We start from the raw sequence: 14405 nt of genomic DNA, 5'->3' as shown, positions 1-14405 counted from the left end.
CTTATTCCATTTTATCACTATTTGTAAACACTTTCAAGCGTTTTTTGAAGATTATTTGAAAAAATTTCATAGGAAGCTATGTTTATGAAGAAAAAATCGCCTTTTCTTGATTTTTAATCCTATTTGCTGTATGATAAGGGAAAAGAAAGGGGGCTGAAATATGGCTTTTACCAATACCCACATGCGGTCTGCTAGTTTTGGAATTGTTACCAGCTTGCCTGATGATGTGATTGACTCTTTTTGGTATATTATTGACCATTTCTTAAAAAATGTCTTTGAATTGGAAGAAGAACTCGAGTTTCAATTGCTCAATAACCAAGGAAAAATTACCTTCCACTTCTCAAGTCAACATCTCCCTACAGCTATTGATTTTGACTTTAACCATCCTTTCGACCCTCTTTATCCCCCCAGAGTCTTGGTTTTAGACATGGATGGTAGAGAAACGATCCTCCTCCCAGAAGAAAATGACCTATTTTAAAAACTCTAGCCTTCAGTTACAAACGACTGAAAACTAGAGTTTTTTCTATTTTTTCAAAGCATTATACAAGTTACGGATAGGTTGCTTTAATGTCGGATGGATAAAATGAGGCGCAATTTCCTGTAAGGATTCAAGGACAAAAAGGCGTTCCGCTATGTAAGGATGAGGCAAAATGAGGTCGTCTGTATAAAGGATCTGGTCCTCCACAAAGAGCAAGTCCAAATCAATCAAACGAGGTCCCCAATGCACTTCTCTCACCCGTCCCATCTCTGACTCAATAGCTAACAAGGTCTCCAATAGAACTGGGGCCGGCAACCAGGTTTCAACCTCAACCACTTGATTAGCAAAGCTATCTTGCTCCACACCACCCCAAGGCTCCGTCGCCAAGACACTGGACTCTTTGAGAATATGGATACCTCGAGCTCGCATTTTCTCAATGGCTTGTTTCAAATTTGCTTGTTTATCTCCCATATTGCTTCCTAGGGCGATAAAGGCCCGTTGCTTGCGACGATGAATGGTTACTGAGCAAGTATCTAGTGGCAAATGCACTGGCGCCCAAGGTTTTTTGAGTTCCAACTTCATTTCTTGGACAAGAGGATACGCCTCAAAAGTACGTTCTACCAGTTTGTAGGCTACCGTTTCAATCAAATCCTCAGTGCTCTCCTGAAACCAAGTCGTCCACAGCTGACACAATTCTCCATAATGGACAGAGGTTGTTAAATCCAAGTCTGTAGCCGCCTTGGTCATATCATAGGATAAGATGGCTGAAACGACAAACTTCTGCCCCAATTCCTTTTCACTAGGAAAAAGACCATGATAGGCAAAAATTTCCAAATCTTTAATCTGCAGTTGATCCATAATGATTCCTTTCTAGAAAAATCCGCTTGAAGCGGATTCTTTTATAGTCCCATTAAACGATAAGCCTGATCTCGGAGGTCCTTATCTGTTTCAAATAGACCACGAGCTACTGTCGTCAAGGTTGCAGTGCCTGGTTTTCTGACACCACGCATGCTCATACACATATGTTCTGCTTCAATGACAACAAAGGCTCCTTTAGCACCCAGATACTCCATCAAGGCATCGGCCACTTCGATATTCAAACGCTCTTGAATTTGTGGCTTTTTCGAATACACTTCAACCGTACGGGCCAGCTTAGACAAACCTGCCACACGACCATCTGGAATGTAGGCAATATGTGCTCTCCCATAAAATGGTAGAAAGTGGTGTTCACACATAGTATGGAAAAAGATGTCCTTTTCTACCACCATATTATCATCAATAATCTCAAAGGATTTTGACAAATGTTCCTCCGCTGTTTGACCAAGACCTGAAAAAATCTCTTGGTACATACGAGCCACACGAGCAGGTGTTTCCTGCAAGCCCTCGCGATTAACGTCTTCTCCTACAGCCTCGATAATCATTTTTACAGCTGCTTCAATCTTTTGTGTATCCATTCTCGTTTTTCCTCTCCATCAGATAGGCTCTCACTTGGCTCAAGAAATACAAGGAACCTGTGACAATCCTAACTGTTTTTTTCTCTTCTTTTTTATCTGTCAATTTCTGCTCTAGAAAACCCTGCCAATCTTGGTAGCTGAGATTTCTAGACTTAGCTGCCTCTTTCAGCACGCTTTCATCAGTCGCCCGACTATCGTCAAAATGTGTCAGGGTAAGCTCGGTATCTGGTATTTCCCCCAGCAAATCCAACATATCCTCCAAGGCCTTGGTTTTGATGCAAGTAAAGAGGATTTCCTTACGATAATCCGCAAAGCGTTCTTGCAAGGTTGCTACTAAAGCCTTAATGGCATGAGGATTGTGGGCCCCATCCAAAATCATCAAGGGTTCTCTAGACACAACTTCCAAGCGCCCCGGCCAACTTGTTTCTTCCAAGGCCTGAGCAAGCAAGTCATTACTTGCTAGTTCTCGACCATCCTCTTGACAAAAAGTATCAAGTAAAGCTATGGCCATCCCAGCATTCTCTATCTGGTGCAAACCAAGTAGGCCAGTCTGGAAGTGACCTTGTCTGAGAGAGCTAGTATAATCAAAGACTTCCCCTGTCATCACACTCTTTTGATGACTAATTTGATAATCTGACCCGTAGGCAAGTCTCGGTACATCTTTCCCTTCCGCAATGTGGTCAATCACAGTCAAAGCTTCTGGAGCGATACGACCTGTCACCAAGGGAATTCCTTGTTTGATAATACCAGCTTTCTGCTCTGCTATGGCTTCCAAGGTGTCACCAAGTAGGGCTACATGATCCAGTCCAATGGTCGTGATGCCTGTCAAAATAGGCTGGCAAACATTTGTACTATCTAAAAGTCCACCCATGCCCACTTCCATGATGGCCACATCTACTTGCTCTGAGGCAAAGTAGTCATAAGCCAGAGCTGTTATAATCTCAAACTCAGTTGTGGCCTGCAAATTGGCAGCAGCTTCTCCCTCCAGCAAAGACTGATAGTCTGCCATGAGGGCTTCTAGTCTAGCCTCTGGGATAGATTCCCCATTGATGCTAATCTGATCTGTGTAATGAATGAGATAGGGCGAGCTGAAAACACCAACTCTCAGCCCTAGCTTTTCTAGCATATTTTTCAAAAAAGCAATGGTAGACCCCTTGCCATTGGTCCCTCCGATATGGATGACCTTGAGTTTGAGATGGGGATTGCCACGCAGAGCTAACAGTTCCACCATGCGTTCCAAACCAAAATGCGGTTGGTCCGTCCGGTAGTTGGCAATCCACTGATTGTTTTCAATTTCTTTCATCTTATTTATATTGTTTTAAATCTAAATTTTCCGCTTCATCAGCCAGACGAATAGCGGAGGCAATTTCAACCGCCATCTTGTGACTAGCTACGTCATGCACGCGTACCACTTCTACACCCTGTCTCGCAGCGATACTAGTTACATGAGCCGAAGCCGTATCTCGATTGCGGAAACCAAGTTCTGTCTCAGGATTGACTTCAAAACCATTTTCTTCAAGGATGTTGATGACAAACCGCTTGCGCGACACTCCAAGAAAGATTGGATAGCCTTTCTGATGTAGTTTATCCAGATCCCGTAAAAGAAGCAGATTTTCTTTCTTGGTCAGACCAAAGCCAATTCCTGAATCCAGCAGGATGTTTTCTTGAGCAATCCCAGCTTCCTCTGCTCTCGCTAGTGCTCGTTCAAAAAAAGCCTCCAGTAACTCTTCGATTGTCATTTTTTCAAAGTCCGCTAACTCTTCCACTGTAAAAGCTTGACCAAAACCAAAATGAGGGAAGATGAGCGAGCTAGGGTGCTGAGGTCGTGCCATGACTGGATTAAACATAATGACTACTTTCGCTCCAGCCTTAGCAACCACATGGGCCATTTTTTCATCACCCATGAGACCAGTGATATCATTGACTAGATTAGCACCAGCAGCCAAAGCAGCTTCTGCTACTTGACTCTTCCAAGTATCAATAGAGATGAGGACATCACTTTCCTTGCGAATCGCTTTAATCACTGGAACAACACGCTGGATTTCCTCTTCTATCTCAACATAGCTACTTCCCGGCCGAGGCCGAGTCGATTCTCCGCCTATATCTAGCATGCTGGCTCCTTCTGCTATCAATTTACGAGCCTGCTGGAGAGCCTGCTCAAGAGCAAAAAATTGACCACCGTCCGAAAAGGAGTCTGGGGTTACGTTGATAATTCCGCAAATAGCTGTCTTTGCATGATTGAATTTACTTGACATATCGGTCACTCCCTCAAGGCTTTTCACCATATTATTTCTCTATTTTACCATAAAAAGAAAAAGATGGACACGATTGCATTCATCTTTCTCCCAATAGAAACAAGTAAGCAATTGTCAAAAATCTTAAACAGAAATCCCTAATGTCCGACTCACGATTACTACAAGAGCCAACAGACAAAAAGCAACCCCATTCACAATCATGTGAAGCAAGATAGACATTTCCAAACGTTGGGTCTTGTAAGCCGTCCAAGATAGAACCGTGGACATACCTCCATAAATCAATAAAGAAGGTAAATTACTTGGTTGATGCAATAAAGCAAACACAATCGTACCTACTATAAATCCCAAGTTCTCCTTGCCTCGGAAAATCTTTTTAGGAACAATTCCACGACACAAGATTTCCTCACAAATTGGAGCAAGCAAGGCCAGCAAGAAGAAACTGGAAATCAACGAACTATTCTGAACCATATCGTTAATCTGAGACTGGTTACTTGTTGTCGTCTCATTTGACAGTTGTAACAAGATAGAACCAAGTATATTTGAACAGATAATGACTAAATAACTCAAGCCTAATCGTGCCATATCCTTAGCTCTAAAAAAAGAAAAATTAAAACTTGCTAATTGCGTTTTACGAGCTCCAAAAATAAATAGTCCCAAAACCACAATCGAAATACCAGCAACTATCAGTCCTGACTGTAACAGTGGTACTGCATTTAAAGTTAAAATAGCAGTAACCCCTATAGGAATCTGATATAAAATTGTCGCCAGAAAAAAGATTAACAGCCAACCTGCACGATTCAATAATTCTTTCCAGATACTTTTCTCTTTCATCACCTATCTCCTTTGTATTAAAAAAGGGGGAAAATCCCCCTGGGTCATCCTATTATAAGGCCATGCTGATGTAGTTAAGGATAAACAAGGCATCCAAAATCCAAATCATGACATGAACATCTTTAGCTTGACCTTTGACAAGCTTAGTCAAGGTGTAAGTCAAGAAACCAACTGCAATCCCTTGAGTGATAGAGTAGCTGAATCCCATAAAGATAGATGTGAAGAAGGCAGGAACCGCTTCAGCCATATCATCCCAATGGATATTTTTCAAGCTAGCCAACATCATAATCCCAACGATAATCAAGATTGGAGCTGTAGCAGCTGTTGGTACGATAGCTAGAAGTGGGCTAAAGAAGCTTGAGATCGCAAAACAGATTGCCACGACCAAGGCTGTCAAACCAGTACGTCCACCTGCACCGATACCAGCAGCAGACTCAACATAAGTCGTTACGTTCGAAGTACCAGCGATGGCACCAATTGAAGTACCAATCAAGTCAGAGTAAAGAGCCTTGTCCAACTTAGCTGATTGGTGATTTTCACCATTTGTCGCTACGATACCAACTTTTTCACCTGTACCAATCAAGGTACCAATCGTGTCAAAAATATCTGTCAACGAAAAGGCAAGAATAGCCATCAGAGTTTCAGGCAAGCGAGCTGTATCTGAAATCAAAGCTCCCAAACCTTCTGAACCAAGAGCCGCACCAAAGACTCTCTTCAAGTCTTCAAAGGCTGCACCAACATGGTTGTTAGAAAAATCGATACTAGACAAATCTACCAAACCAACTGCGATAGCAAGAACAGTTGTTGTCAAGATAGAGAGGATAATTCCCCCTTTAATCCCTTTGATAACAAAGAAGATAGTAATGGCAAGTCCTGCAAGAGCCACCAAAACAGCTGGATTATTAAAGCTGACCAATCCTGGAACTGCTGAAGAGTTTGCTGCAATCGTTGCTTGAGCTTTGTCAGCCCCTTCTCCTACAACAGTATAGTTGCCTGGATCAATCGTAAATTTCAAAAGTCCAGCATTCTTAATTCCCACGTAGGCAAGAAAGACACCGATACCAGCTGAAATAGCTGAGCGAAGGGCATTTGGAATCGATTCAATGATCATTTTACGAACATTTGTCAAAGTGATAATCAATGAGATAATTCCACAGATGAAGACCATAGCTAGGGCTTCTTGCCAAGAATAACCGAGTCCAAATACAACTGTAAAGGTAAAGAAGGCATTGAGTCCCATACCTGGCGCTTGAGCATATGGTAAGTTAGCATAGAAGGCCATCATCAGGGTACCAGCAACTGCACCGATAATCGTTGCGAGGAATACACCCTGAGCAGGCATTCCTGTTTGCGAAAGAATTTGTGGGTTTACAAAGAGAATATAGCTCATTGCAAAGAAAGTTGTTAAACCAGCGAGAACCTCCGTACGAACGTCTGTACCGTTCTCTTTTAGTTTAAATAATTTGTCCATTATCAATCTCCTTTTAATTTTTACGAACAATAATAGAATTATATCATTTATCATTCACTTTTTCAATATCTTTGTTTGATTTATTTAAGAATTTGATGAAATTTCTTTTTTAGTTTCGAATCTGCTTTTCTGCCTGCTTTTTGTTATAATAGTAGACATCTTATCTGGAAAGACACTAGAAAGGTTTATATGACGAAAAAAATTATTGCAGTTGACCTAGATGGAACCCTGCTCAACTCAGACAGTCAGATTTCTGACTTTACCAAAGAAACTATTAAAAAAGTTACTGAAAAAGGGCATCAGGTTATTATTACGACAGGTCGCCCTTACCGCATGTCAAAAGATTTCTACCGTGAATTAGGCTTAGACACTCCTATGATTAATTTCAACGGCTCCCTTACTCATTTACCAGACCAAGCTTGGGACTTTGAAAAGTGTTTGACCGTAGACAAAAAATATCTGTTAGACATGGTTCAACGTTCAGAAGACATTCAAGCTGATTTTATCGCTGGAGAATATCGTAAAAAATTCTACATCACAAATCCCAATGAAGAAATTGCCAATCCCAAACTATTTGGGGTAGAAGCTTTCCAGCCTGAAGATCAATTTCAGCCTGAGTTGGTAACCAAGAATCCTAACTGTATTCTGTTGCAGACCAGAGCTAGTGACAAGTATGCCTTGGCAAAAGAAATGAACGCCTTCTACCAGCATCAACTGTCTATCAATACCTGGGGTGGTCCGCTCAATATCCTTGAGTGTACCCCAAAAGGTGTCAATAAGGCCTTTGCTTTGGACTACTTGCTCAAGGTAATGAACCGTGATAAAAAAGATTTGATTGCCTTTGGAGACGAACACAATGATACTGAGATGCTAGCTTTTGCTGGGAAAGGTTATGCAATGAAAAATGCCAATCCTGAGCTACTCCCCTATGCAGATGAGCAAATTTCCTTGACAAATGACCAAGACGGAGTTGCCAAAACCCTGCAAGACTTATTCTTATAGTCCATACTGACCAGCTTGCGAGCTGGTCTTTGTGCTCTTTTCACAGTCTCATCAACCAGTTAATCGATTGTTCTACTTTCTGCCTCCAAAACCTTGGAAAAGGCTTTCTTTTGTGATATACTTCACATATAAATACAAGAGAGCTCGTCATACTCGACTCTGTTGACACAAAATCAATCCAGTCCTGTTTCTCCTGCTCTCAGTTAATATCAAGGAGGATAGCTATGAAAGCTGTTGTTGTAAATCCAGAAAGCACTGGTGTTGCTGTTGAAGAAAAAGTACTCCGTCCACTTGAAACTGGGGAAGCACTTGTAGAAATTGAATACTGTGGTGTTTGCCACACTGACCTCCACGTTGCCCATGGCGACTTCGGTCAGGTACCAGGACGTGTCCTAGGTCACGAAGGTGTTGGTATCGTTAAGGAAATTGCACCAGATGTGAAAAGCCTTAAAGTCGGTGACCGCGTCAGCGTTGCTTGGTTCTTTGAAGGATGTGGCACTTGCGAATACTGTACTACTGGCCGTGAAACTCTTTGCCGTACAGTGAAAAATGCTGGCTACTCAGTAGATGGTGGTATGGCTGAACAATGTATTGTAACTGCAGACTATGCTGTCAAAGTTCCTGACGGACTTGATCCAGCCCAAGCTTCTTCTATCACATGTGCTGGTGTAACAACCTATAAAGCTATTAAAGAAGCCAAAGTTGAACCAGGCCAATGGGTTGTTCTTTACGGCGCTGGTGGACTTGGTAACCTAGCTGTTCAATACGCTAAAAAAGTATTCAATGCTCATGTCATCGCAGTTGATATCAATAACGACAAACTTGCCCTTGCAAAAGAAGTAGGCGCTGACATTGTTATTAACGGCCTCGAAGTTGAAGATGTACCAGGCCTAATCAAGGAAAAAACTGATGGTGGAGCTCATTCAGCTGTCGTAACTGCTGTATCTAAAGTTGCCTTCAACCAAGCTGTTGACTCAGTTCGTGCTGGTGGTCGCGTGGTTGCTGTTGGTCTTCCTTCTGAAATGATGGAACTTAGTATCGTGAAAACCGTTCTAGATGGAATCCAAGTCATCGGTTCTCTGGTTGGAACTCGTAAAGACTTGGAAGAAGCCTTCCAATTTGGTGCAGAAGGTTTGGTAGTCCCAGTTGTCCAAAAACGTTCAGTAGAAGATGCGGTAGCCGTTTTCGACGAAATGGAAAAAGGTCAAATCCAAGGACGTATGGTACTCGACTTCACCCACTAATTTAATAAAAACCTATTTTAAAAGTTGGAAGCTTCTTCCAACTTTTTTATATTAAATTTTTAAATATGGACTCTAGATTACCTTTTAAAAACTTAATATATCAACATCTGTAAAGAGGGGCTTTTGAATTTTTTATGATAAATAGTTGCTTTTTACATGAAAACGGTTTATACTTATTTAGTCTTAAAGTTTTCTTAAATGAAGACTTAAACAACAAAAAGGAGGAATGACAATAATGAGTATCGGAATCATTATTGCGAGCCACGGCGAATTTGCTGCGGGTATTCATCAGTCAGGATCTATGATCTTTGGTGAACAAGAAAAGGTTCAAGTTGTAACCTTTATGCCAAATGAAGGTCCTGATGATCTATACGCTAAGTTTAATAACGCTGTTGCTGCATTTGACGCAGAAGATGAGGTTCTAGTTTTGGCTGACCTTTGGAGTGGATCTCCATTTAACCAAGCTAGCCGCGTGATGGGAGAAAATCCTGAGCGTAAGTTTGCCATCATCACAGGACTTAACTTACCGATGTTAATTCAAGCCTACACAGAGCGCCTCATGGACGCTGCTGCAGGTGTAGAAAAAGTCGCTGCTAATATCATTAAAGAAGCCAAAGATGGCATCAAGGCTCTTCCAGAAGAGCTAAACCCAGTTGAGGAAGTAGCAAGCGCTGCAGCTGCTCCAGTTGCCCAAGCTGCTATTCCAGAAGGAACTGTCATCGGAGACGGTAAACTCAAAATCAACCTTGCCCGTCTAGACACTCGTTTACTTCACGGTCAAGTTGCAACTGCTTGGACTCCAGATTCAAAAGCAGATCGTATCATCGTTGCTTCAGATAACGTAGCTAAAGACGAATTACGTAAAGAATTGATTAAACAAGCAGCTCCAGGTAAAGTGAAAGCAAATGTTGTTCCTATCCAAAAACTAATCGACGTTGCAAAAGATCCACGCTTTGGAGAAACACATGCCCTTATCTTGTTTGAAACACCTCAAGACGCCCTTCGTGCAATCGAAGGTGGCGTGCCAATCAAGACCCTTAACGTAGGATCAATGGCTCACTCAACAGGTAAAACAATGGTCAACAACGTTTTGTCTATGGACAAAGAAGACGTTGCTACATTTGAAAAAATGCGTGATCTAGGTGTTGAATTTGACGTACGTAAAGTACCAAACGACACCAAAAAAGATTTGTTTGACTTGATTAACAAAGCAAACGTGCAATAATCGATTTTATGAAAGGATTTTAAAGATGTCTATTATTTCTATGGTTTTAGTAGTCGTTGTAGCCTTCCTAGCAGGTCTTGAAGGTATCCTCGACCAGTTCCAATTCCATCAACCAATCGTAGCTTGTACCCTTATCGGTCTTGTTACCGGTAACCTTGAAGCAGGGATTATCCTTGGTGGTTCTCTTCAAATGATCGCCCTTGGTTGGGCTAACATCGGAGCTGCCGTAGCTCCTGACGCTGCTCTTGCTTCTGTTGCTGCTGCCATTATCATGGTTCTTGGTGGCGACTTTACTAAGACAGGTATCGGTGTTGCCCAAGCGGTTGCTATCCCTCTTGCAGTTGCTGGTCTATTCTTGACTATGATTGTCCGTACACTCTCTGTCGGATTGGTTCACACTGCTGATGCTTCTGCTAAAAAAGGTGACTTCAAAGCAGTTGAACGTGCTCACTTTGTCGCACTTCTTCTTCAAGGTCTTCGTATTGCAATCCCTGCAGCACTCCTTCTAATGGTACCCACTGAAACAGTACAAAGCATTCTAAATGCTATGCCTGATTGGCTCAAAGATGGTATGGCTATCGGTGGTGGTATGGTCGTTGCCGTTGGTTACGCTATGGTTATCAACATGATGGCAACTCGTGAAGTATGGCCATTCTTCGCTATCGGTTTCGTGCTTGCTGCCGTGTCAGATATTACTCTAATCGGATTTGGTGCTATCGGTGTTGCTATCGCTCTTATCTACCTTCACCTTTCTAAAACTGGTGGAAATGGTGGCGGAGGAGCCGCAACTTCTAACGACCCAATCGGCGATATCCTAGAAGACTACTAAGATAAGAAAGGACTGAAAACATCATGACTGAAAAACTTCAATTAACTAAATCAGATCGTAAAAAAGTTTGGTGGCGTTCAACTTTCTTACAAGGTTCTTGGAACTATGAACGTATGCAAAACTTGGGTTGGGCTTACTCATTAATTCCAGCTCTTAAAAAACTTTACACTAAAAAAGAAGATCAAATCGCTGCTCTTGAACGCCATCTTGAGTTCTTCAACACTCACCCATACGTAGCCGCTCCAATCATGGGGGTTACTCTTGCACTTGAAGAAGAACGTGCTAACGGTGTTGAAATTGATGATGCTGCTATCCAGGGGGTTAAAATCGGTATGATGGGACCTCTTGCTGGTATCGGTGACCCAGTATTCTGGTTTACAGTACGCCCAATCCTTGGATCACTCGGTGCTTCACTTGCCCTTACTGGTAATATCTTAGGTCCAATCCTCTTCTTCGTTCTTTGGAACTTGATTCGTATGTCATTCTTGTGGTATACACAAGAGATTGGATACAAGGCTGGATCAGAAATCACTAAAGACATGTCTGGCGGTATCCTCCAAGACATCACTAAAGGTGCTTCTATCCTTGGTATGTTCATTCTTGCTGTCCTTGTTCAACGTTGGGTAAATATTAAATTTGCTTTCGATGTTGCCAAAGTTCAACTAGATGAAAAGGCTTATATCCATTGGGATAAATTGCCAGAAGGATCTAAAGGTATCCAAGAAGCATTCGCACAAGTAGGACAAGGATTGTCTCAAACACCTGAAAAAGTTACTACTTTCCAACAAAACTTGGATATGTTGATCCCTGGACTATCAGGACTACTCCTTACTCTCCTTTGCATGTACTTGCTTAAGAAAAAAGTATCTCCAATCACTATTATCCTTGCACTCTTCGCAGTGGGTATTGTGGCACATGTTCTTCACATCATGTAATCAAGCAACTTAAAAGGAATCAGGTTCTAAAATCTGATTCCTTTTTTCTATACTTTTATTCGGCCAAGGCACCCATTGGATCCCATGGTGCGAGTACAATTGGTTCTGATTCATAGGCAGCTTGTTCTTCTGCTGTCAGCAATTCCTTACGGACAACGATTTGGTAAGTGTATTCGTCCATCCAAGCGTCTGAGGCAACAAAGTAACCATCGGTACCGACCTTGTCTCCCCAAGAATTTTCAACCTTCCACTTGGTTGACTTACCATTTTCATCCAAATCCACACCCGTCAAGACCATAGCGTGTGTCATCAAGCTTTCGCTGTAGTCCAAACGTCCAGCCTTGTCTTGAGTGAGTTGAATGTCCATGCTTGATTCAAAGTCATAAACATCTGTCGCAAGGATTCCCGCTTTACGGTTGCTGAGCTGGCCGACATCAGAACCAAACCAAACAGTCTCTCCTGCTTGCATTTGAGCAATCGCCAATTCTTTCAAGCGTTCCATAGGTACGTTGATATAGCGAACTGCACGGCTACCAACGACATTTCCCAACATCTCAACTGTGTACGATTTACCATATGGTTTATCAGCAGTTGGAGCATTGATCACAGAAACGTAGTCTTCTAATGGAAGGTCGACATATTTCTTGTAAAACTCTTGTGGAGTGATACCTTTTTCGCTTTGGTAGTTATTGTCTTTATCACGATAAGCAAAGTCAAATTTACGTGGTGGGAGACCTAGTGACATTGCAAGGAAGTTAAAGATTTCTTGCAAGAGGTCTTCTTTCTTAGCCTGAACAGTTGCTTGATCAGCACCAGAAACAAGCAAGTCACGCAAGATTTGAGCATCTTGGCGAAGCAATTTGTTAAGAATTGCATTTAGCTCACGACTGCTACTAGATGAAACAGACTCAGGGTAAACTGACTTAGGCACGACACCGTATTTCTCAAAGAGAGAAACGACCATATCCCATTGACCGCCATCTTGTTGTGGAGTTTGAAGTAGGAAGCTAACCTTACGGCTGGTCAAGTCTTGGTCTGCAGTCGCAATGACTTGCTCCAAGAACCAGTTTGATTTCTCATACTTGTCCCAGAAGAAAGTGTGGGCTTGTGATAACTCAAAGTTCTCCAATTTGTATTGCGAGATGAGTTTGTGGCGGAAGGTATTGAGGGCGGCAAACATCCAGCAACGACCAGAAGCCTTCTGGTTGGTTACCTTGTCCTTGGTCAAATCCAATGAGAAAACAGGGGTATTGTCTACATGGCTCTGACGACGTTCTAGAGCTGCAAAAATTCCATTATGGCTGGCAGCATTTTCAATCGCTTGGTATTTGACATTTGCTTCATAGTTGGCAAATAATTTATCAGTAAATGATTCTTGAATCGCGTTCATAGATTCCTCCTTTTATTCTACAGTCTATTATAACTCTTTTCACAAAGGAAGCAACTGAAAAACATAAAAGGCAAGGACATTATCTCTCACCTTTTTCGAATATAAACTAAATTAAGCAATACTAGCAAGAAGATTTTCCAATTCCTCCTTGGTCAAGCGACGCCATTCTCCACGTTCTAGGTTCTCATCTAATACTAGAGGTCCCATAGTCAAACGTTGCAAGTCCACCACTTCCTTGCCACAGTAGGCCACCATACGCTTGACCTGATGAAACTTCCCTTCTGCAATGGTCACACGGATTTGGCTTTGATTCTTTTCTGGATCTATGGACACAAGCTCCAGTCTAGCAGGCTGACAAATAAAGTCTTTGAGAGGAATTCCCTTAGCAAATGTCTCCACATCTTCTTGGGTCATCATTCCCTTTACCTGGGCCAGATAAGTCTTATCCACATGACGCTTAGGTGAAAGAAGAGCATGGGCAAGCTTGCCATCATTAGTCAAGAGCAAAAGACCATGCGTGTCAATATCCAAGCGTCCTACTGGGAAAACTTCCTTGCTCCGAGCAATATCATCCAGCAAGTCCAGAACGGTTCTGTGCTTAGGATCCTCAGTCGCTGAGATAACACCTTGGGGCTTGTTCATCATGTAATAGACAAATTCTTCATACTCCAGCACTTGCCCATCAAAGCGAATCTCATCTCTTTCTTCATCAATCTGCAATTTAGCTGATTTCTCTTTTTTTCCATTTACAGTCACGCGCCCAGCCTTGAGCAAGTTTTTGACCTCTGTCCGACTTCCTACAGCGCAGGCAACTAAAAATTTATCTAATCTCATAGAACTATTATATCACACTCAAAAGGAGGCTGGTACAATGACCAACCTCCTTTTCGTTTCATACTCTTCAAAAATCTCTTCAAACCGCGTCAACGTCGCCTTGACGTATATATGTTACTGACTTCGTCAGTTCTATCTGCAACCGCAAAGCAGTGCTTTGAGCAGCCTGCGGTTAGTTTCCTAGTTTACTCTTTGATTTTCATTGAGTATCAGATTTAAGAAATTAACTTCCCCGTCTCCAGAAAATCGCTAAGACAATCATGGAACCTAGTACTGCCGGAATAATGGCAGTTCCTGCTATTATCGGTCCCCAAGTCCCAAAAAGCAAGTGGCCTATAAAGGCACCAATCCAACCGAGAAACATTTTTCCAAAACATCCCATGCGTTCTCCACGATTGGTCAGAGTACCTGCTAAAAATCCCACTAGGAGACCCACGAACATACTTCCTAACATATT

At 42.1% G+C, this 14405-nt stretch carries 15 protein-coding genes; 6 read left to right on the top strand and 9 right to left on the bottom strand.

The features are described 5' to 3' along the window. Positions 1 to 160: 160 nt before the first annotated feature. Positions 161 to 478, top strand: a complete 318-nt coding sequence (locus OCF96_RS04580; RefSeq protein ID WP_000886035.1) for a DUF960 domain-containing protein — start codon at positions 161 to 163, stop codon at positions 476 to 478. Positions 479 to 523: 45 nt separating this feature from the next. Here the strand turns inward: OCF96_RS04580 and folK are convergent, their stop codons facing one another. The 6 genes from folK to OCF96_RS04550 form a co-directional block, all read right to left on the bottom strand. After that, positions 524 to 1336, bottom strand: a complete 813-nt coding sequence (gene folK / locus OCF96_RS04575; RefSeq protein WP_261446564.1) for a 2-amino-4-hydroxy-6-hydroxymethyldihydropteridine diphosphokinase — start codon at positions 1334 to 1336, stop codon at positions 524 to 526. Between the two features lie 41 nt (positions 1337 to 1377). Beyond that, on the bottom strand, positions 1378 to 1932 hold the full coding sequence (gene folE / locus OCF96_RS04570) for a GTP cyclohydrolase I FolE (protein ID WP_061827444.1): 555 nt from the start codon (positions 1930 to 1932) through the stop codon (positions 1378 to 1380). Further along, positions 1913 to 3235, bottom strand: coding sequence for a bifunctional folylpolyglutamate synthase/dihydrofolate synthase (locus tag OCF96_RS04565; RefSeq protein WP_261446563.1), 1323 nt, complete (start codon positions 3233 to 3235; stop codon positions 1913 to 1915). Before OCF96_RS04565 ends, folE begins: the two co-directional genes overlap by 20 nt. A gap of 1 nt (position 3236) precedes the next feature. Then, positions 3237 to 4217, bottom strand: a complete 981-nt coding sequence (gene folP, locus OCF96_RS04560) for a dihydropteroate synthase (protein ID WP_261446562.1) — start codon at positions 4215 to 4217, stop codon at positions 3237 to 3239. 93 nt (positions 4218 to 4310) lie between these two features. Further along, a complete protein-coding gene (locus tag OCF96_RS04555) occupies positions 4311 to 5018 on the bottom strand; it encodes a CPBP family intramembrane glutamic endopeptidase (RefSeq protein ID WP_261446561.1) in 708 nt (235 codons plus the stop codon). A 52-nt stretch (positions 5019 to 5070) separates the two neighbouring features. Next, positions 5071 to 6489: an NCS2 family permease gene (locus OCF96_RS04550; RefSeq protein ID WP_261446560.1), complete on the bottom strand. Its 1419-nt coding sequence runs from the start codon at positions 6487 to 6489 to the stop codon at positions 5071 to 5073. Positions 6490 to 6678: 189 nt separating this feature from the next. On the opposite strand from OCF96_RS04550, the gene OCF96_RS04545 reads away from it, so the two are divergent. The 5 genes from OCF96_RS04545 to OCF96_RS04525 all read left to right on the top strand — a co-directional run bounded on the left by OCF96_RS04545 (position 6679) and on the right by OCF96_RS04525 (position 11724). Next, the gene (locus tag OCF96_RS04545) at positions 6679 to 7491 is read left to right on the top strand and encodes a Cof-type HAD-IIB family hydrolase (protein WP_261446559.1); all 813 of its coding nucleotides are present in this window, start codon (positions 6679 to 6681) and stop codon (positions 7489 to 7491) included. A 224-nt stretch (positions 7492 to 7715) separates the two neighbouring features. Further along, positions 7716 to 8735: an alcohol dehydrogenase AdhP gene (adhP, locus tag OCF96_RS04540; protein ID WP_261122111.1), complete on the top strand. Its 1020-nt coding sequence runs from the start codon at positions 7716 to 7718 to the stop codon at positions 8733 to 8735. A gap of 235 nt (positions 8736 to 8970) precedes the next feature. After that, a complete protein-coding gene (locus tag OCF96_RS04535) occupies positions 8971 to 9960 on the top strand; it encodes a PTS sugar transporter subunit IIB (RefSeq protein ID WP_000021970.1) in 990 nt (329 codons plus the stop codon). Positions 9961 to 9985: 25 nt separating this feature from the next. Beyond that, positions 9986 to 10789, top strand: coding sequence for a PTS mannose/fructose/sorbose transporter subunit IIC (locus OCF96_RS04530; RefSeq protein WP_049512103.1), 804 nt, complete (start codon positions 9986 to 9988; stop codon positions 10787 to 10789). A gap of 23 nt (positions 10790 to 10812) precedes the next feature. Further along, positions 10813 to 11724, top strand: coding sequence for a PTS system mannose/fructose/sorbose family transporter subunit IID (locus OCF96_RS04525; protein WP_000136864.1), 912 nt, complete (start codon positions 10813 to 10815; stop codon positions 11722 to 11724). A 55-nt stretch (positions 11725 to 11779) separates the two neighbouring features. On the opposite strand, the gene pepC is transcribed toward OCF96_RS04525, so the two are convergent. The 3 genes from pepC to OCF96_RS04510 all read right to left on the bottom strand — a co-directional run bounded on the left by pepC (position 11780) and on the right by OCF96_RS04510 (position 14402). Beyond that, positions 11780 to 13114, bottom strand: a complete 1335-nt coding sequence (gene pepC / locus OCF96_RS04520; RefSeq protein ID WP_261446558.1) for an aminopeptidase C — start codon at positions 13112 to 13114, stop codon at positions 11780 to 11782. A 111-nt stretch (positions 13115 to 13225) separates the two neighbouring features. Next, the gene (locus tag OCF96_RS04515; RefSeq protein WP_261446557.1) at positions 13226 to 13948 is read right to left on the bottom strand and encodes a pseudouridine synthase; all 723 of its coding nucleotides are present in this window, start codon (positions 13946 to 13948) and stop codon (positions 13226 to 13228) included. A gap of 223 nt (positions 13949 to 14171) precedes the next feature. After that, positions 14172 to 14402, bottom strand: coding sequence for a GlsB/YeaQ/YmgE family stress response membrane protein (locus OCF96_RS04510; protein ID WP_000901572.1), 231 nt, complete (start codon positions 14400 to 14402; stop codon positions 14172 to 14174). Positions 14403 to 14405 lie beyond the last annotated feature (3 nt).

The organism is Streptococcus mitis (assembly GCF_946190065.1).
Classification (GTDB): Bacteria; Bacillota; Bacilli; order Lactobacillales; family Streptococcaceae; genus Streptococcus; species Streptococcus mitis_DE.
Note: the sequence above shows the minus strand (reverse complement) of the source record. Positions and strands in the feature narration are given on the sequence as shown.